Annotated in this window: 13 protein-coding genes; 9 read left to right on the top strand and 4 right to left on the bottom strand. The window is 56.8% G+C overall.

Annotation, left to right across the window (positions count from 1 at the left end):
• Position 1 precedes the first annotated feature (1 nt).
• The 3 genes from iscX to sseB all read left to right on the top strand — a co-directional run bounded on the left by iscX (position 2) and on the right by sseB (position 2,415).
• Positions 2-202: a Fe-S cluster assembly protein IscX gene (gene iscX / locus QE396_RS00285; RefSeq protein ID WP_014171178.1), complete on the top strand. Its 201-nt coding sequence runs from the start codon at positions 2-4 to the stop codon at positions 200-202.
• Between the two features lie 53 nt (positions 203-255).
• Positions 256-1,542, top strand: a complete 1,287-nt coding sequence (pepB, locus tag QE396_RS00290; protein WP_020883024.1) for an aminopeptidase PepB — start codon at positions 256-258, stop codon at positions 1,540-1,542.
• Between the two features lie 96 nt (positions 1,543-1,638).
• Positions 1,639-2,415 carry an enhanced serine sensitivity protein SseB gene (sseB, locus tag QE396_RS00295; RefSeq protein ID WP_020883025.1) on the top strand — a complete coding sequence of 259 codons (777 nt, stop codon included), beginning with the start codon at positions 1,639-1,641 and terminating at the stop codon, positions 2,413-2,415.
• A gap of 17 nt (positions 2,416-2,432) precedes the next feature.
• On the opposite strand, the gene QE396_RS00300 is transcribed toward sseB, so the two are convergent.
• The 4 genes from QE396_RS00300 to QE396_RS00315 all read right to left on the bottom strand — a co-directional run bounded on the left by QE396_RS00300 (position 2,433) and on the right by QE396_RS00315 (position 7,066).
• Entirely contained in the window at positions 2,433-3,203 is a 771-nt protein-coding gene (locus QE396_RS00300) for a MurR/RpiR family transcriptional regulator (RefSeq protein WP_020883026.1), read from the bottom strand.
• Positions 3,203-4,051 carry a 3-mercaptopyruvate sulfurtransferase gene (gene sseA / locus QE396_RS00305; RefSeq protein WP_020883027.1) on the bottom strand — a complete coding sequence of 283 codons (849 nt, stop codon included), beginning with the start codon at positions 4,049-4,051 and terminating at the stop codon, positions 3,203-3,205. Before sseA ends, QE396_RS00300 begins: the two co-directional genes overlap by 1 nt.
• Positions 4,052-4,141: 90 nt before the next feature.
• Complete coding sequence (locus QE396_RS00310) at positions 4,142-5,509, bottom strand: 6-phospho-alpha-glucosidase (protein ID WP_047366205.1); 1,368 nt, start codon at positions 5,507-5,509, stop codon at positions 4,142-4,144.
• Between the two features lie 12 nt (positions 5,510-5,521).
• On the bottom strand, positions 5,522-7,066 hold the full coding sequence (locus QE396_RS00315; protein ID WP_020883028.1) for a PTS transporter subunit EIIC: 1,545 nt from the start codon (positions 7,064-7,066) through the stop codon (positions 5,522-5,524).
• 285 nt (positions 7,067-7,351) lie between these two features.
• Between QE396_RS00315 and QE396_RS00320 the strand changes: the two genes are divergently transcribed.
• From QE396_RS00320 to ispG, 6 genes are all read left to right on the top strand, one after another.
• Entirely contained in the window at positions 7,352-12,304 is a 4,953-nt protein-coding gene (locus QE396_RS00320; RefSeq protein WP_020883029.1) for an alpha-2-macroglobulin, read from the top strand.
• A gap of 1 nt (position 12,305) precedes the next feature.
• Positions 12,306-14,630 (top strand): peptidoglycan glycosyltransferase PbpC, encoded by a 2,325-nt coding sequence (pbpC, locus tag QE396_RS00325; RefSeq protein ID WP_020883030.1) that lies wholly within the window; start codon positions 12,306-12,308, stop codon positions 14,628-14,630.
• 156 nt (positions 14,631-14,786) lie between these two features.
• Positions 14,787-15,218 (top strand): nucleoside-diphosphate kinase, encoded by a 432-nt coding sequence (gene ndk, locus QE396_RS00330; protein ID WP_003860625.1) that lies wholly within the window; start codon positions 14,787-14,789, stop codon positions 15,216-15,218.
• Between the two features lie 169 nt (positions 15,219-15,387).
• Entirely contained in the window at positions 15,388-16,554 is a 1,167-nt protein-coding gene (locus QE396_RS00335; RefSeq protein WP_014171168.1) for a bifunctional tRNA (adenosine(37)-C2)-methyltransferase TrmG/ribosomal RNA large subunit methyltransferase RlmN, read from the top strand.
• Between the two features lie 293 nt (positions 16,555-16,847).
• Entirely contained in the window at positions 16,848-17,864 is a 1,017-nt protein-coding gene (rodZ, locus tag QE396_RS00340; protein ID WP_014171167.1) for a cytoskeleton protein RodZ, read from the top strand.
• Positions 17,865-17,890: 26 nt separating this feature from the next.
• The gene (gene ispG / locus QE396_RS00345; protein WP_014171166.1) at positions 17,891-19,009 is read left to right on the top strand and encodes a flavodoxin-dependent (E)-4-hydroxy-3-methylbut-2-enyl-diphosphate synthase; all 1,119 of its coding nucleotides are present in this window, start codon (positions 17,891-17,893) and stop codon (positions 19,007-19,009) included.
• Positions 19,010-19,087: the final 78 nt, after the last annotated feature.

Below are 19,087 nucleotides of genomic sequence, written 5' to 3' on the forward strand. Positions count from 1 at the left end.
TATGGGACTGAAGTGGACTGACAGCCGTGAAATCGGCGAAGCGCTCTACGACGCTAACCCGGATCTCGATCCTAAAACCGTACGCTTCACCGATATGCATCAGTGGATCTGCGATTTAGACGATTTTGACGACGATCCAAACGCATCCAATGAAAAAATTCTGGAGGCGATTCTGTTAGTCTGGTTAGATGAAGCAGAATAAATCACCTTACGGGCTGCCTTCAGGCGGCCCGTTTGCTAATAAGGATAAATAAAATGACCGAAGCGATGAAGATTACGATCTCGAATCAGCCTGCTGACGCGCGCTGGGGCGAGAAAGCCACCTACAGTATCAACAACGACGGTATTACCCTGCACCTGACTGGCAACGATGATTTGGGTCTGATCCAGCGCGCGGCGCGCAAAATTGATGGTCTGGGCATTAAACATGTCACCCTGGACGGCGAAGGCTGGGATATCGACCGCAGCTGGGCATTCTGGGCGGGTTACAAAGGACCGAAAGGCAGCCGTAAAATCGAGTGGGCGACGCTCGACGAAGCGGGTCAGAAAGAGCTGGAAAGCCGTCTGACCATTATCGACTGGGTGCGCGATACCATTAACGCCCCGGCAGAAGAGCTGGGTCCTGAACAACTTGCGCAGCGCGCCGTTGACCTGCTGTGCGGCGTGGCCGGCGACAAAATGTCTTACCGCATCACCAAAGGTGAAGACCTGCGCGAGCAGAACTATATGGGGATCCACACCGTGGGTCGCGGTTCCGAGCGTCCTCCGGTATTGCTGGCGCTGGATTACAACCCAACCGGTGATAAAGCAGCACCGGTATTTGCCTGCCTGGTCGGGAAAGGCATCACGTTCGATACCGGCGGTTACAGTCTGAAGCAGAGCGCGTTCATGGACTCCATGAAGTCCGATATGGGCGGTGCGGCAACCATCACCGGCGCGCTGGCGTTTGCCATTACGCGCGGTCTGAACAAGCGCGTGAAGCTTTACCTGTGCTGTGCGGACAACATGGTGAGCGGTAATGCCTTTAAGCTCGGCGACATCATTCGCTACCGTAACGGTAAAAACGTGGAAGTGATGAACACCGATGCGGAAGGTCGTCTGGTGCTGGCCGATGGTCTCATCGACGCGTCTGCGCAGAAGCCAGAGCTGATTATCGACATGGCGACCCTGACCGGTGCGGCGAAAACCGCGCTGGGCAACGACTACCATGCGCTGTTCAGCTTTGACGACAAACTGGCAGCTCGCCTGCTGGCAAGCGCGGCCGCGGAGAACGAACCGTTCTGGCGTCTGCCGCTGGCCGAATTCCACCGCAGCCAGCTGCCGTCTAACTTCGCCGAACTGAACAACACCGCGAGCGCAGCCTATCCGGCGGGTGCGAGCACGGCGGCCGGTTTCCTGTCTCACTTCGTTGAGAACTATCACGAAGGCTGGCTGCATATCGACTGCTCCGCAACCTACCGTAAAGCGGCCGTTGAGCAGTGGTCTGCAGGGGCAACGGGACTGGGCGTGCGTACTATCGCAAACCTGCTGACTGCCGAGTAATTGTCTTTGTCCGGCGGCGCTGTGCTTGTCCGGGCCTACGGTTTTGTAGGCCTGTTAGCCTTGCGCCAGCCGACATTATGTTGAAGTAGCCAAACTATGTCTGAAACGAAAAACGAATTAGAAACTCTGCTGGAACAGGCGGCGACCGAGCCCGCCCACCGTCCGGCATTTTTCCGCACGTTGCTGGAGTCCACCGTCTGGGTTCCGGGTACCGCAGCGGAAGGCGAACAGGTTGTTGAAGACAGCGCGCTGGACCTGCTCCATTGGGAGAAGGACGACGGCACTTCGGTGATCCCGTTCTTCACCTCGCTGGAAGCGCTGCAGCAGGCTGTTGAAGACGAGCAGGCGTTCGTGGTGATGCCGGTGCGCACTCTGTTCGAAATGACGCTGGGCCAGACCTTGTTCCTCAACGCCAAACTGCCAACCGGGAAAGAGTTCACCCCGCGTGAAATCAACCATCTGATTGGCGAGGAGGGCAACCCGCTCAGTACGCAGGAAGTGCTGGAAGGAGGCGAAACGCTGCTGTTGTCTGAAGTAGCCGAACCCCCTGCGCAGATGATTGATTCGCTGACCACGCTATTCAAAACCCTCAAACCCGTGAGGCGCGCGTTCCTCTGCTCTGTTAAAGAGAGCACGGATGAACAGCCGGTACTGCTGATTGGCATTGAAGCAGACGGCGATATCGAGGAGATTATTCAGGCTGCGGGCAGTGTTGCCACCGATACGCTGCCGGGTGATGAGCCGATCGATATCTGTCAGGTGAAGAAGGATGAGAAGGGCATCAGCCACTTTATTACCGAGCACATCACGCCGTTTTACGAGCGTCGCTGGGGCGGATTCCTGCGCGATCTCAAAACCACCCGCATTATCTGATTACGCGGGGTGATTTTTCACCCCGTCGCTTCCAGCAGCAGTAAATCCATCAGCAGGACCAGATTCGACTCAAACGACGTCACGCCAGCGGCTTCTGCGGCGTAATGTACCGCCTCGTCATATAAGGCAAAGTGCAAATCTGCCATTCCCGCCAGCGTATTGGCCGAAGCGCGCGTAAAAGCCACGACCGTCATCCCCACGTTTTTCGCGATCCGCGCTTTATCCAGCACCTGTTCGGTTTCACCGCTGCGTGAGACGGCGATAAACACCTGATACCGCGCAGCGTTGCTGAGGAAAATGTTTCGGCTATCGCCCGGCCCGGAAATAAACGCCGTTTTGCCCAGCACCTGCAATTTCTTGGTGAGGTACTCGGCGAAGAGATAAGAGAAGCCGGCGCCATAAAGAAAGAAGCTCTCTTTCTGGCGCAGTAACGTCGAAAATTGCGCGCGCTTCTCCTGCGTTACCCACTGAAAGGTGTGTTGATAGTTCGCGATAAATTGACTGAAAAGCGCCGGCAGTTCCGGGCGCTGTTGTGCCTGCGCGGCGATATACGGCGTCTCGGTTAACAGCTGTTTGCAGTGCCAGATAAATTCACTGAAACCGCTGAAGCCTAATTTCTGACACAAACGCATAATGGTAGCGGTTGAGACGAACGTCGCCTGCGCCAGTTCGCGCACCGTAATATTGCCCACCAGCAGAGGATGCTCTGTCAGGTGGGCCAGCACGCGATATTCCGCGCGGGTCAGTGACGCCCCGCGCGTTAACAGCGTGGCCAGACGGTTATCCATTATTTGGCCGGTTCAACGGGCAAATCGTCTCGTGCACCCCATTCACTCCAGGCGCCATCATAAAGCGTCACGTCGTTTACACCGAGTGTGGCGAGCGCCAGAATCACCACGCAGGCCGTGACGCCGGACCCGCAGCTGGCAATAACGGGACGATGCACATCCACGCCCTGACGATCAAAAATAGCGCGCAGCTCATCGGTCGTTTTTAATTCACCTTCAAACACCAGATCGCCCCACGGCACATTTAACGCGCCGGGAATATGGCCGCGATTCAGCCCCGGACGCGGTTCATCCGCCTGGGCGTTAAAGCGCGCTGCAGGGCGGGCATCGACAATTTGCGCCGTTTTTTCATGGCTGACCACCAGCACGTCGGTCAGACGTTTTACCCGATGCGCGTCAAACGTCGCGTCGAACTCGCCTTCCGGCAGCGTCACGTCGCCCTGCTGTAATGGCAGTTCATCACGCTTCCAGCCCGCGAGGCCGCCTGCAAGAATTGAGACTTTCTCCACGCCAAAGTTTTTCAGCATCCACCAGGCGCGCGGTGCGGAGAAGAGGTTACCTTCATCGTAAACCACGAGGTGCTTGTCACGATTGACGCCAAGTTCGCGCATCGCCACGGAGAACGCTTCCGGGCGCGGCAGCATATGCGGGAGAGGGGAGTTATGGTCGGACAGGGCTTCAATATCAAAAAATACCGCGCCCGGCAAATGCCCTGCGCGGTATTCTGCGACCATATCGCGAAGGTGTTCCTGCCCGGCAGGTGCCATACGCGCGTCAATAATCTGTACTTCCGGATCGTCACCGTGCTCAATCAGCCAGTCGGCGGCGACAAAATATGAGGTGGACATGGGTTGCCTCCATTCTTTTCCGTAAAAAAGGATTGTCGGTGTTTTTTCTGACACCGACAAGCAAACCACGTTCAACTCGCGAGCACGACCCTATTTTTTCACCGCTTCACCGTTCTGCCAGGCTTTTTGCAGCGCAGGCCAGTAGTCACGGTTGGCGTCAATCATGTCATCGAGAATCGCTTTTGCGTGCTCCATGGTAGGCACGGTACGGTTCAGGGTGAACGCCTGCAGCGCTTTTTCGTAGCTGCCTTCAATGGTCGCTTCCACCAGCAGCTGTTCAGAGGCGAGCTGCTGCTGTAGCAGCGTCTGATGGAACAGCGGGACCCGACCCACGCGGATCGGCTCTGGCCCTTCAGAGGTGATGTAGGCCGGGACTTCCACCACCGCGTCGTACGGCAGATTGGTTATCGCCCCGCGGTTTTCCACCATTACCAGATGGCGCTGACGCAGGTTAAATGCCAGCGAGCAGGCGACATCGACAATAAACTCGCCGTGGACGCCCACGTGGAAGGCATCCGGTAAAATCCCGGTACGCTTATACTCTTCTGCGGCGGCAAACAGCTTTTTCTCACGCCCGTTCATCACTTCGTTCGCGCGGGTATAGTCCGGGTTCTGATGTTCCACAATCTGGTTTGGCATCAGGTAATACTGCAGATAGGGGTTTGGCAGATATTCCGGGAAGTTATCCATGATGGGCTTGATGTTGCGCCAGGTTTTCACCCACGACGGATCCGAGTGCTGCGGATCGGTTTTGGCCGCATCTTCCGTCAGCAGGCCGAACCTCGCGATATGCCGACGCAGTTCCGGCAGCTTGTCCTCGCCGTCCACCCGCACGCGGGTAAACCAGCCGAAGTGGTTCAGACCAAAGTAGTCCACCTCCAGCTTGTGGCGGTCCACACCCAAAATGGCCCCCATGTTACGCATCGCCGCCACTGGCATATCGCAGATATTAAGCACGCGGGCGTCCGGTCGCAGGCGGCGCACCCCTTCCGCAACGATCGCTGCCGGGTTGGAATAGTTCACGATCCAGGCTTTTTCATGCGCGTAGCGATCCACCAGATCGATCAGCTCGACCATCGGCAGGATCGTGCGCAGGCCGTATGCCAGCCCGCCAGGACCGCAGGTTTCCTGGCCCACCACGCCGTGGCGCAGCGGGATCTTCTCATCCTGCTCACGCATTCTGTACTGGCCGACACGCATCTGGGAGAAGACAAAGTGCGCCCCGCTGAACGCGACTTCCGGGTCTGTAGTCACGGTGAAGGTAATGCTCTGGCTATGGTCGCGAATGACCTTCTCCACCACCGGTGCAATGGTGTTCTGGCGTGCTTCGTCGATATCGTATAGGCGAATCTCGGCCAGCGGGAAGTCCTGCAGGCGTACCATCAGGCTTTTCACGATACCTGGCGTATAGGTGCTGCCGCCACCGGCAATCGACAGAATAAAAGGGGGTGTAAACATCTTTAGCTCCTCTCAGAGAAACGTCTCAACGGCTTCTCGCATTTTTTTGACATGCAGCCCGTAGACCACCTGAACGTTGTTACCTTGTTTGATAATCCCTTTCGCGCCGGTCGCTTTCAGGCGCGGCTCGTCGATGATGGAGACATCCTTCACCGTGACGCGTAAGCGGGTGTAGCAGTTATCCACTACCTCAATGTTTTCCCGGCCTCCCAGCCCCACCACGATGGATTCACCCAGCCCGTCATTGTTCCCCTTCGCCTGATACTCCTGTTTGCTGTACAGGCGCGTCTCCTGATCGTCATCCTCGCGTCCCGGCGTCTTCATGTTGAAGCGCAGGATCAGGAAGCGGAACACCACAAAATAGAGCGCGAACATGATGAGCCCGACCACGATGTACATCGGCCAGTTGGACTTCTCCGTACCGAGCGGCAGGTTATAAAGAATAAAATCGATAATTCCGTTAGCGCCGATGGCATGAACACCGAACAGGGAGAAAAGCATCATGCCGATGCCGGTCAGCACCGCATGTACCACAAACAGCAGTGGAGCGACGAACAGGAACGAAAACTCAATCGGCTCGGTAACGCCCACCAGCAAAGAGGTTAATGCTGCCGGGATCAGGATGGCTTTGGCTGCCGCTTTGCGCTCCGGCCTGGCGGTCATGTACATCGCCAGAGCCGCCGCGGGCAGGCCAAACATTTTGCTGATGCCGCGCGCGTCCCACACTACCGTGCTGCTCAACTGCTTCACTTCCGGACAAGCCATTTCGGCGAAATAGATATTGCGTGCGCCCTGATAAACCGTGCCGCATACCTCTTGCGTCCCCCCAAGTTCGGTATACAGGAAGGGGGTATAGACCAGATGATGCAGGCCGGTCGGCACCAGAATACGTTCCAGGAAGCCGTAAATGGCCACCCCAAAAGGCCCGGAACCTTTGATCGCCAGCGCCAGTGCGCTGATGCCATGCTGGGCAAATGGCCACAGTTCGCTCATCACAACGCCAAGCAGCATTGAGACAGGAAGCATGACGATGGCGACGAAACAGTGGCCGGAATAGATGGCCATCGCGCCGTTAAACTGTACGCCGGAGTATTTGTTGTACAGGTATCCGGACAGCGCCCCGGTCAGGATCCCGGCGAAAACGCCCATCTCCAGCACCTGCACGCCCAGCACCATACTTTGCCCGGCGGCTTTCATCTGGTCAGCGGGGGCCAGTTCGCCCTGGAGCTGCAGCGTAACGTTCATCGCGTTAATGAAAACAACAAAGGTCACCAGGCCGATCAGGGCCGCATAGCCTTTATCACGCGTGGCCAGGCCAATCGGTATCCCGACGGCAAACACCAGCGCCAGGTTAACCAGTACTGACACGGCCGATTTCGCGATAAGCTGACCAACATGCTGAATCAGCGGATGGCCGAGAAACGGCACATACTCTGCGAGGTTACCGTTCCCCAGGACGTTACCGAATGCGATAAACAGACCGACGATCGGTAAGATAAGTACCGGTCCGTACAACGATTTTCCGAAATTTTGTAGGGCGTTCACGGCTCGTTTCATGACTGTCTCTCTTAGTGAACCGCGCACTCGGGGTGCGTCTTGAGCTTAAAGCTAGCAGGCTAGAGGCGAGGTAATCCAGCTATCTTCTTGTTTTAAAAACAAATGACGTAAAAGGTAACATGTGACGTTTGCGACTGTGATCGGCATAGCAGTGCCTGAGTAAAGGCGTCGTCGCTCTGCGAGGTGCTTTCCAGATTCTAAAATTAGACTTTTTGTATTAATGAAACTTGCGGATAATACTTATCCGGAAGACGACCAACAGGCTCCATGGGCCAGGGACAAAGGATGACACCGTTTCGCTTAGCCGCGATTTCTCTCGCGCTGCTTACCACATTTTCGCTTGTCGGCTGTGATAACAGCGACGATAACTCTCAGGCTGCGGCTCCCGCAGCATCCACAGCAACGACACCGAAAGCACCGGAAAAGCCGGACGCTGAAAAGCTGGCAACGCTGGCGGCACAGAGTCAGGGCAAAGCGCTCACCCTGCTGGATACTTCAGAGGTGCAGCTTGATGGCGCGGCCACGCTGGTCCTGACCTTCTCTGTTCCGCTTAATCCCGATCAGGATTTCGCCAAAACAGTGCATGTGGTGGATAAAAAAAGCGGCAAGGTTGACGGGGCGTGGGAACTCGCACCTAACCTGAAAGAGCTACGCCTGCGCCATCTGGAACCCAACCGCAATCTGGTTGTCACCGTTGAACGTGATCTGCAGGCGCTGAACAAAGCGACATTTGGTATCGATTACGAAAAAGCCCTGACTACCCGGGATGTTGAACCGACGGTCGGTTTTGCCAGCCGTGGCTCGCTGCTGCCGGGCAAGGTGGTGGAAGGTCTGCCGGTAATGGCGCTCAACGTCAACAATGTTGACGTGAATTTCTACCGCGTGAAGCCTGAATCCCTGGCCTCCTTTGTCAGCCAGTGGGAGTACCGTAACTCCCTGACCAACTGGGAGTCCGATAATCTGCTCAAAATGGCGGACCTGGTGTATACCGGCCGGTTTGACCTCAATCCGGCACGCAACACCCGTGAAAAACTGCTGTTGCCGCTGCGGGATATTAAGCCGCTCCAGCAGTCAGGCGTGTACATTGCGGTCATGAATCAGGCCGGGCACTATAACTACAGCAATGCCGCGACGCTCTTTACCTTAAGTGATATTGGGTTGTCCGCTCACCGTTATCATAACCGTCTGGATATTTTCACCCAGAGCCTGGAAGATGGCGCGGCGCAATCCGGCGTTACCGTCACCCTGTTGAATGATAAAGGGCAGACGCTTGCCGAAGCGAACAGCGATGCTGACGGCCACGCAAAACTTGAGACTGACAAAGAAGCCGCGCTGATTCTGGCCAGCAAAGACGGGCAGACCACGCTGCTTGACCTCAAACTTCCGGCCCTCGATCTGGCGGAGTTTGATATCGCAGGTAGCCCAGGCTACAGCAAGCAATTCTTTATGTTTGGCCCGCGCGATCTCTATCGCCCTGGCGAAACGGTGATCCTCAATGGTTTGCTGCGCGACAGCGACGGTAAACCGCTTCCTGCCCAGCCGGTTAAACTCGACGTACTGCGCCCGGACGGACAGGTGGCGCGCACGGTTGTCGTCCAGCCTGAGAACGGCCTCTATCGCTTCAATTATTCCCTGGACGGCGGGGCGCAGACCGGTATGTGGCATATCCGCGCCAATACCGGCGATAACCAACAGCGCCTGTGGGATTTCCACGTTGAAGATTTTATGCCGGAGCGTATGGCGCTTAATCTGACGGGACAAAAAGCGCCGGTTTCCACCGAGGATAACGTCGACTTTAACATTGCGGGTTATTACCTGTATGGCGCACCTGCCAACGGAAATTCCCTGCAAGGCCAGCTTTTCCTGCGACCGCTGCGCGAAGCCGTCGCTGCACTGCCGGGCTTCCAGTTCGGTGATATTGCCGAAGAGAACCTGAGCCGCAGCCTGGATGAAGTTCAGCTAACCCTTGATGAACAGGGGCGCGGACAGGTCTCGACCGAAAGCCAGTGGAAAGAGGCGCATTCACCGCTGCAGCTGATCCTGCAGGCCAGCCTTCTGGAGTCGGGCGGTCGCCCGGTGACGCGCCGTGCTGAGCAGGCCATCTGGCCGGCGGCTGAGCTGCCGGGTATCCGTCCTCAGTTTGCCAGTAAGGCCGTTTATGACTACCGCACTGACACCACCGTCAACCAGCCGATCGTGGATGAAAACGGCAATGCCAGCTTTGATATCGTCTATGCCGATGCCAGCGGGGCAAAAAAGGCGGTTTCCGGGTTACAGGTTCGCCTGATCCGTGAGCGCCGTGACTACTACTGGAACTGGTCAGAGAGCGATGGCTGGCAGTCACAGTTTGATCAGAAAGACCTGGTGGAGGGCGAGCAGGAGCTGACCCTTAAGGCCGATGAAACCGGTAAAGTGACCTTCCCGGTGGAGTGGGGCTCGTACCGTCTGGAGGTCAAAGCGCCGGACGATATGGTCAGCAGCGTGCGCTTCTGGGCCGGCTACAGCTGGCAGGATAATAGTGACGGCACCGGTGCTGCTCGCCCTGACCGTGTGACCATGAAACTGGACAAGCCTTCCTATCAGCCGGGAGATACCATCCAGCTGCATATCGCTGCTCCGGCGGCGGGTAAAGGCTATGCGATGATCGAGTCCAGCGAAGGGCCGCTGTGGTGGAAAGAGATCGACGTACCGGCCAACGGGCTCGATCTCTCAATCCCGGTGGATAAGGCCTGGAAACGTCACGATCTCTATCTCAGCACGCTGGTGGTACGCCCTGGCGATAAATCCAAATCAGCGACGCCGAAACGTGCCGTCGGGTTACTGCATCTGCCGATGGGCGATGAGAATCGCCGCCTGAATGTCGCGCTGGAAAATCCGCAGAAAATGCGGCCAAACCAGACGCTGTCCGTGAAGGTGAAGGCCAGCGTCAAAGAAGGCGCCGTTCCGCAGAAAGTGAATGTGCTGATCTCGGCAGTGGACAGCGGCGTGTTGAACATCACCGATTACGTTACCCCGGATCCGTGGGAAGCGTTCTTCGGTCAGAAGCGCTACGGCGCGGATATCTACGATATTTACGGTCAGGTCATTGAAGGGCAGGGCCGCATGGCTGCACTGCGCTTTGGTGGTGACGGCGATGAGCTTAAGCGCGGCGGTAAACCACCGGTGAACCACGTGACTATCATTGCCCAGCAGGCGCAGCCGGTCGAGCTCGATGCTAACGGTGAAGGGACCGTGACGCTGCCCATTGGAGACTTCAATGGCGAGCTGCGTCTGATGGCGCAGGCCTGGACGGAAGATGATTTCGGCAGCAGCGAAGGTAAAGTGATTGTCGCCGCCCCAATCATTACCGAACTGAACACGCCGCGCTTCCTGGCAAGTGGCGATACCTCACGCCTGACGCTGGATGTGACCAACCTGACGGACCAGCCGCAAACGCTGAACGTTGCTTTTACCGCTACCGGCAAGCTGTCGCTTGAGGGCGCACAGCCGCAGCCCGTGAAGTTACCGCCGGGCGCGCGCAGCACCCTGTTTATCCCGGTACGTGCGCTGGATGGCTACGGTGATGGTGAAGTAACCGCTCAGGTGACCGGCCTGCAGCTGCCGGGCGAGACTTTCGCTGCACAACAGAAGAGCTGGAAAATCGGCGTTCGTCCGGCATTCCCGGCGCAGACCGTTAACACCGGTGCCATGCTGAATCCTGGTGAGTCGTGGAGTGCACCGGCGCAGCACCTTAATGGCTTCTCTCCTGCCACGCTACAGGGACAATTGCTGCTGAGCGGGAAACCGCCTCTGAATCTGGCGCGCTATATTCGTGAGCTGCAGGCATACCCGTATGGCTGTCTGGAGCAAACCACCAGTGGTCTGTTCCCGTCGCTCTACACCAACGCGGCGCAGTTGACCGCGCTTGGCATCAAAGGGGATACGGATGACAAGCGCCGTGCGGCCATTGATATCGGAATCTCCCGTCTGCTGCAGATGCAGCGTGATGACGGAGGTTTCGCGCTTTGGGATAAAAACGGTCCGGAGGAGTACTGGCTCACCGCCTATGTCACTGACTTCCTGGTTCGTGCAGGCGAGCAGGGCTACAGCGTGCCTGCTGAGGCGGTTAACAACGCCAACAGCCGCTTGCTGCGTTACCTGCAGGACCCGGGCATGATGTCCATCCGCTACAGCGATGATACCCAGGCCAGTAAATTTGCGGTGCAGGCCTATGCCGCGCTGGTGCTGGCTCGCCAGCAAAAGGCCCCGCTTGGTGCGTTGCGTGAAATCTGGGAACGTCACGGACAGGCCGCTTCCGGGCTGCCGCTGATGCAGCTGGGGATGGCGCTAAAATTGATGGGCGACGCACCGCGCAGCCAGCAGGCACTGGGTCTGGCCATCAAAACGCCGCGTAACGACAGCAAAAACTGGATGGCCGATTATGGCAGTGCGCTTCGTGATAATGCGCTGATGCTCTCTCTGCTTGAGGAGTACAAGCTTCTGCCGGATGCGCAAAATACGCTGCTGAACGCCTTGTCGGAACAAGCTTTCAGCCAGCGCTGGCTCTCGACCCAGGAGAGTAACGCCCTGTTCCTGGCCGGACGCTCGCTGCAAACTTTATCCGGCGCATGGCAGGCGCAAACGTCTCTGGCGGATACCGCATCAGGCGGTGATAAAGCCCTGGTACAGAACGTGAACGGCGACCAGCTTGGCGCGCTGCAGGTGACAAATACCGGTAGCACACCGCTGTGGGTACGCCTTGATAGCACCGGTTATCCGGCATCTGCACCTCAGCCATCGTCTAACGTGCTGCAGATTGAGCGCCATATTCTGGCAACCGACGGCAGCACAAAGTCGCTCACGTCACTGAAGAGCGGCGAGCTGGTGCTGGTATGGCTTGAAGTGAAGGCCAGCCAGAACGTGCCGGATGCGCTGGTTGTCGATCTCCTCCCGGCGGGGCTGGAACTTGAAAACCAGAACCTGGCGAGCAGCAGCGCCAGCCTGCAGGACAGCGGCAGCGAAGTGCAGAACCTGCTCAGTCAGATGCAGCAGGCGGATATTCAGCATATGGAATTCCGCGACGATCGCTTTGTGGCGGCGGTGCCGGTTAACGAAGGGCAGCCGGTCACGCTGGTTTATCTGGCGCGCGCCGTGACGCCGGGAACCTATGAGGTGCCGGTCCCGATGGTAGAGTCCATGTATGTTCCGCAGTGGCGGGCAACAGGTGCGGCCAGTGGCCCGCTGATTGTTGTACCGTAATATGCGGCTTGTACGTCTGATACGCTCCCGCTGGCTGTGGCTGGCGGGAGCGCTTCTCATTTTATGGGGGCTGATTCTGGCCGCTGATCGCCTGTGGCCGTTGCCTCTGAAAGAGGTCAACCCCGCACGGGTGGTGGTGGACGAAAAGGGCACACCGCTCTGGCGTTTTGCCGACAGCGAAGGGATCTGGCGCTATCCGGTCACTCTCGAAGAGGTTTCTCCCCGCTATCTTGAAGCCTTGATCCAGTATGAAGATCGCTGGTTCTGGGACCATCCAGGCGTGAATCCGTTCTCTGTGCTGCGCGCCGCCTGGCAGGATCTTACCTCCGGGAGGGTTGTCTCAGGCGGTAGCACGCTCACCATGCAGGTGGCGCGCCTGCTGGATCCGCATCCGCGCACTTTTGGTGGCAAAATTCGTCAGCTCTGGCGAGCCATGCAGCTTGAGTGGCACCTCTCTAAGCGCGACATCCTCACGCTTTATCTTAACCGTGCCCCGTTTGGCGGTACGCTGCAGGGGATTGGTGCGGCAAGCTGGACCTATCTCGGCAAACCACCTTCGCAGCTTAGCTATTCCGAAGCGGCGCTGCTCGCCGTATTGCCGCAGGCGCCAAGCCGGTTACGTCCTGACCGCTGGCCGGAACGTGCAGAAGCGGCACGCAACAAAGTGCTCGATCGGATGGTGACGCAGGGCGTCTGGTCGGCAAGCCAGGTTAAGGAGTCCCGTGAAGAAGCGGTATGGCTGGCGCCCCGGCAAATGCCGCAGCTGGCACCGCTCTTTTCGCGCATGATGCTCAGCAAAAGTCGCGATACTAAAATTGTGACTACCCTGGATGCGTCCCTGCAGCGGCAGCTTGAAGAACTGGCGATGAACTGGAAATCCCGCCTGCCGGCACGCAGTTCGCTGGCAATGATCGTCGTCGATCACACGGATATGAAAGTGCGTGGCTGGGTGGGATCGGTCGACATTAACGATGATACCCGGTTTAGCCATGTGGATATGGTGAATGCGATCCGATCGCCGGGATCGGTGCTCAAGCCCTTTATCTACGGTATGGCGCTGGACGACGGTTTGATCCACCCGGCATCGCTGCTCCAGGATGTTCCAAGAAAAACGGGGGATTATCGCCCGGGTAATTTCGACAGTGGGTTTCATGGGCCGGTGAGTATGAGTGAAGCGCTGGTACGCTCTCTTAATCTGCCCGCCGTGCAGGTGCTCGAGGCATACGGACCAAAACGTTTTGCTGCGATGTTGAGTAATGCAGGTTTGCCGCTGATTTTACCTGCTGGCGCACAGCCAAATTTATCGCTGATCCTGGGCGGGGCAGGGGCGCGGCTGGCCGATATCACCGCGGCCTATAGCGCGTTCGCCCGACACGGTAAAGCGGGCCGGCTGCGCTTACAGCCAGGCGATCCCCTGTCAGAGCGGCCGTTGTTATCCCAGGGGGCGGCGTGGATCATTCGCCGTATTCTGGCCAATGAGGCGCAGCCGCTGCCGGACAATGCGCTGCCTCAGGTGGTACCTCTGGCATGGAAAACGGGAACCAGCTATGGCTACCGTGATGCATGGGCGGTAGGGCTGAATGCCCGTTACGTTATTGGGATCTGGACCGGACGACCGGACGGCACGCCTGTGGCGGGTCAGTTTGGGTTTGCGAGCGCGGTACCTCTGCTTAACCAGGTAAATAATGTTCTGCAGTCTGGTTCAACGCTCGATCAGGCGCGTCTGCCACGCGACCCGCGTCCTGACGGTGTGGGACGCGGCGTCATCTGTTGGCCGGGCGGCCAGTCGCTGCCGGAAGGGAGCGAAAATTGCCGTCGTCGTCTGGCGACCTGGCTGCTGGACGGCAGCGAGCCGCCGACATTGCTCTTACCGGAACAGGAAGGTATTCGCGGGATCCGTTTCCCGGTCTGGCTGGATAAAGAGGGCAAACGCGTGGCGGCAGACTGCCCGGATGCGACCGAGAAAGTTCTGGATGTCTGGCCGCTGCCGCTGGAACCCTGGCTGCCTGCAGCCGAGCGGCGCTCAGCACGGATCCCTTCGCCATCGGCTACCTGTCCGCCCTTGTCGCAGGACTCACCTGCACCGCTGATGTTGACTGGCGTGCGTGAAGGCGCGGTTATCAAGCGTCTGCCGGGGGAATCCCGCGTCTCGTTACCGCTACAGGCCACCGGCAATAGCGGTGAACGCTGGTGGTTTTTGAATGGCGAACCGCTGGCGGTGAAGAGCCGGGTTTACACCTTGCAGCTTGATAAATCAGGCGATTATCAGGTGCTGGTGATGGATGAAGCGGGGCAGGTGGCGACGGTGAATTTCACGCTGCAGTAGCGTTAAACGTCTCTTCTGCTGTGAGCTGTTGCTAATCTTCGTCTCATTTTAAAAAAATGTTACCTGAATCCATAGGCAATGGCGCTATTGCTCATTATAATCCGCGCCACACCATACTCAGGTATGAAAAACAACAGAACATTTACAGAGGTTATCATGGCTATTGAACGTACTTTTTCCATCATCAAACCAAACGCGGTGGCAAAAAACGTTATTGGCAGCATCTTTGCTCGCTTTGAATCAGCAGGGTTCAAAATCGTTGGCACCAAAATGCTGCACCTGACCGTTGAGCAGGCTCGCGGTTTCTACGCTGAGCACGAAGGTCGTCCATTCTTCGACGGTCTGGTTGAGTTCATGACTTCTGGCCCGATCGTTGTATCCGTACTGGAAGGCGAAAACGCAGTACAGCGTCACCGTGACCTGCTGGGTGCGACCAACCCGGATAACGCACTGGCTGGTACCCTGCGCGCCGACTATGCAGACAGCTTCACCGAGAACGGCACCCACGGTTCCGATTCTGTTGAATCTGCCGCTCGTGAAATCGCGTTCTTCTTCGCTGAAGGCGAAGTGTGTCCACGTACCCGTTAATTTAACGGTTTCGTTTACACATTATTTTCGTAAATGCCGCGTGCAGACGTGGCATCCCTGCGCCAGACTTTGTACAATGCAACGCCCCGGACGAGCAGACTGCTTTCCGGGGCGTTTCTTTTCAACCCTCCATGGGCCATAACGTGTAACAACGAGGCCGGAAAAAATTATGTCTGAATTAGTGAATACCTCCGAAGTCGCCATTCCTGCGGTTCCAAATAAAAATGGAAAAATTAACCTGCTGGATCTGAACCGTCAGCAGATGCGCGAGTTCTTTAAAGAGATGGGCGAGAAGCCGTTTCGTGCCGATCAGGTCATGAAATGGATGTACCACTATTGCAGCGACAACTTTGATGACATGACTGACATCAACAAAGTGCTGCGCAATAAGCTCAAAGAAGTGGCTGAAATCCGTGCACCAGAAGTGGTGGAGGAGCAGCGCTCTGCCGATGGCACCATCAAATGGGCGATTGCCGTTGGCGATCAGCGCGTTGAAACCGTCTACATCCCGGAAGAAGACCGCGCCACGCTGTGCGTCTCCTCTCAGGTAGGCTGTGCGCTGGAGTGCAAGTTCTGCTCAACCGCTCAACAGGGATTCAACCGTAACCTGCGCGTGTCTGAAATTATCGGCCAGGTGTGGCGTGCGGCGAAAATCGTCGGTGCGGCGAAAGTGACCGGGACCCGTCCAATCACCAACGTAGTGATGATGGGCATGGGCGAGCCACTGCTGAACCTGACCAACGTCGTTCCGGCGATGGAAATCATGCTGGATGACTTCGGCTTTGGTCTGTCCAAGCGTCGCGTAACGCTGTCGACGTCAGGCGTAGTGCCTGCACTGGACAAGCTGGGCGACATGATTGACGTTGCGCTGGCGATCTCCCTGCATGCACCGAACGACGAAATCCGTGACGAAATTGTACCCATCAACAAAAAGTACAATATCGAAACTTTCCTCGCCGCCGTGCGTCGCTACCTGGAGAAATCCAACGCGAACCAGGGCCGCGTGACGATCGAGTATGTCATGCTCGATCACGTAAACGACGGTACCGAGCATGCGCATCAGCTGGCTGAACTGCTGAAAGATACGCCGTGCAAAATCAACCTGATTCCATGGAACCCGTTCCCGGGTGCGCCTTATGGCCGTAGCTCGAACAGCCGTATCGACCGTTTCTCCAAGGTGCTGATGGAGTATGGTTTCACCACTATCGTGCGTAAAACCCGTGGTGATGATATCGATGCTGCATGCGGACAGCTGGCAGGTGATGTGATTGACCGTACCAAACGTACCCTGCGTAAACGTATGCAGGGCGAGACGATTGCGGTCAAAGCTGTTTGATTCTTATGCACTCACGGCGCATTATTTGCGCCGTGAAGCATAATCTTACTGAATAATCAGTCAGATTCGTGATGACTGATCAATAATTACGGTGCGTTTCATCCGACTTTCGGGCAGTATGTAACGACGTAACAACAGTTTATCCTGACGGGCAGGGCTGTGCTGTCATCTCCGGGCTGACAGACTTATACTGTCTGTTCAAGGTTAACTGATCAGAACTTTCGCGGTGCGGGTGGCATTGTGACTTACCGGCACCTGAACCCTTTTTTTTCACGTACCAGTAGTTGTAGCGAATGAATACTGAAGCCACTCACGACCAACATGAAGCACTCTCCACTGGCGTTCGTCTTCGCAACGCCCGTGAACAACTCGGACTCAGCCAGCAAGCCGTTGCAGAACGCTTATGTCTGAAGGTTTCCACGGTTCGCGATATTGAAGAAGATAAGGCTCCGGCCGATCTGGCTTCAACATTTCTGCGTGGTTACATCCGCTCTTATGCAAAACTGGTGCATATCCCTGAAGAAGAATTACTGCCAATGATGGAGAAGCAGGCACCGGTCCGCGCAGCAAAAGTTGCGCCGATGCAGACCTTCTCCCTGGGAAAACGTCGTAAAAAACGTGATGGCTGGCTGATGAGCTTTACCTGGCTGGTGCTGTTTGTGGTGATCGGCCTGACGGGCGCATGGTGGTGGCAAAACCACAAGGCGCAGCAGGAAGAGATCACCACCATGGCCGATCAATCCTCCGCCGAGCTCAATCAGTCCGGCAATGACAACGCTCAGAGCGTGCCGCTGAATACCGAAGGTGCTGCCACCTCCAGCGAGCCGCAGACTGCCGCGACCGATGCGCCTGCAACCGATGCCGGGCAGGCACCCGCCGCAACGGCTAATACCCCTGCGCCTCAGGCTCAGGATCCAAACGCGGTGGTTGCCCCTTCTCAGGCAAACGTGGATACCGCGACCAACGCGCCAGCGGCCACTCAGCCTGCGGACAACGGTGCTGCGTCACTGCCAACCAATCCGGCCGGAACGGCTGCGCCGGCGGCGGACCCAAATGCGCTGGTGATGAACTTCTCTGCTGACTGCTGGCTGGAAGTGACCGATGCAACAGGTAAAAAACTGTTCAGCGGTCTGCAGCGTAAAGATGGCACGTTAAACCTAACCGGCCAAGCACCGTATAAACTTAAAATCGGCGCTCCGGCAGCAGTACAGATCCAGTATCAAGGAAAACCTGTCGACCTGAGCCGCTTTATCAGAACTAACCAGGTTGCGCGTCTTACCGTTAATGCCGAACAATCAGCAGCACAGTAACAGACGGGCAACGCGGGAGATTTTTCATGCATAACCAGGCTCCGATTCAACGTAGAAAATCGAAACGGATTTACGTTGGTAATGTGCCAATCGGCGATGGGGCTCCTATCGCCGTCCAGTCGATGACCAACACGCGCACCACAGACGTGGAAGCGACGGTCAATCAGATCAAAGCGTTAGAACGTGTAGGCGCGGACATTGTTCGCGTCTCCGTGCCGACAATGGATGCCGCTGAGGCGTTCAAATTGATCAAACAGCAGGTCAGCGTTCCGCTGGTTGCTGATATCCACTTCGATTACCGCATTGCGCTGAAAGTTGCTGAATATGGCGTCGACTGCCTGCGTATTAACCCGGGCAACATCGGTAACGAAGAGCGTATCCGCATGGTGGTGGATTGCGCCCGCGATAAAAATATTCCTATCCGTATCGGCGTTAACGCCGGTTCCCTGGAAAAAGATCTGCAGGAAAAATACGGTGAGCCAACGCCGCAGGCGCTGCTTGAATCCGCGATGCGTCACGTTGATCATCTTGATCGTCTGAACTTCGATCAGTTCAAAGTCAGCGTAAAAGCCTCAGATGTGTTCCTGGCAGTAGAGTCTTATCGCCTGCTGGCAAAACAGATCGATCAGCCTTTGCACCTCGGGATTACGGAAGCCGGTGGCCTTCGTAGCGGTTCCGTTAAATCGGCGATCGGCCTGGGGCTGCTGCTCTCGGAAGGGATCGGTGACACCCTGCGTGTTTCGCTGGCGGCCGATCCGGTAGAAGAGATCAAAGTCGGTTTCGATATCCTCAAATCACTGCGTATCCGCGCACGTGGGATCAACTTCATTGCCTGCCCAACCTGTTCACGTCAGGAATTTGACGTGATTGGCACGGTGAATGCGCTTGAGCAACGTCTGGAAGATATCATCACCCCGATGGACGTCTCCATCATCGGGTGCGTGGTAAACGGTCCGGGTGAAGCCCTGGTGTCAACGCTCGGCGTCACCGGCGGTAACAAGAAAAGTGGTCTCTATGAAGATGGCGTGCGTAAAGATCGTCTGGATAATAGTGACATGATCGACCAGCTTGAAGCTCGCATCCGTGCCAAAGCAACAATGATGGATGAAGCGCAGCGCATCAGCATTCAGCAGGTTGAAAAATAACGTGATGGGAAGCGTGGCGCTTCCCATGTATGATTGAACCCATTCTTTGGGTTCTTTTTTGTATATAGAAAGAGAATA

It is taken from the genome of Enterobacter sp. SORGH_AS_0287 (assembly GCF_031453695.1).
Classification (GTDB): domain Bacteria; phylum Pseudomonadota; class Gammaproteobacteria; order Enterobacterales; family Enterobacteriaceae; genus Enterobacter; species Enterobacter ludwigii.

What these genes read in the sequence shown, in the direction of transcription:
- sseB (WP_020883025.1), top strand. Translation starts at nt 1,639, where the DNA reads ATGTCTGAAACGAAAAACGAATTAGAAACTCTGCTGGAACAGGCGGCG.
- QE396_RS00315 (WP_020883028.1), bottom strand. Translation starts at nt 7,066, where the DNA reads ATGAAACGAGCCGTGAACGCCCTACAAAATTTCGGAAAATCGTTGTAC.
- sseA (WP_020883027.1), bottom strand. Translation starts at nt 4,051, where the DNA reads ATGTCCACCTCATATTTTGTCGCCGCCGACTGGCTGATTGAGCACGGT.
- ispG (WP_014171166.1), top strand. Translation starts at nt 17,891, where the DNA reads ATGCATAACCAGGCTCCGATTCAACGTAGAAAATCGAAACGGATTTAC.
- QE396_RS00335 (WP_014171168.1), top strand. Translation starts at nt 15,388, where the DNA reads ATGTCTGAATTAGTGAATACCTCCGAAGTCGCCATTCCTGCGGTTCCA.
- ndk (WP_003860625.1), top strand. Translation starts at nt 14,787, where the DNA reads ATGGCTATTGAACGTACTTTTTCCATCATCAAACCAAACGCGGTGGCA.
- rodZ (WP_014171167.1), top strand. Translation starts at nt 16,848, where the DNA reads ATGAATACTGAAGCCACTCACGACCAACATGAAGCACTCTCCACTGGC.
- pbpC (WP_020883030.1), top strand. Translation starts at nt 12,306, where the DNA reads ATGCGGCTTGTACGTCTGATACGCTCCCGCTGGCTGTGGCTGGCGGGA.
- QE396_RS00320 (WP_020883029.1), top strand. Translation starts at nt 7,352, where the DNA reads ATGACACCGTTTCGCTTAGCCGCGATTTCTCTCGCGCTGCTTACCACA.
- iscX (WP_014171178.1), top strand. Translation starts at nt 2, where the DNA reads ATGGGACTGAAGTGGACTGACAGCCGTGAAATCGGCGAAGCGCTCTAC.
- QE396_RS00300 (WP_020883026.1), bottom strand. Translation starts at nt 3,203, where the DNA reads ATGGATAACCGTCTGGCCACGCTGTTAACGCGCGGGGCGTCACTGACC.
- QE396_RS00310 (WP_047366205.1), bottom strand. Translation starts at nt 5,509, where the DNA reads ATGTTTACACCCCCTTTTATTCTGTCGATTGCCGGTGGCGGCAGCACC.
- pepB (WP_020883024.1), top strand. Translation starts at nt 256, where the DNA reads ATGACCGAAGCGATGAAGATTACGATCTCGAATCAGCCTGCTGACGCG.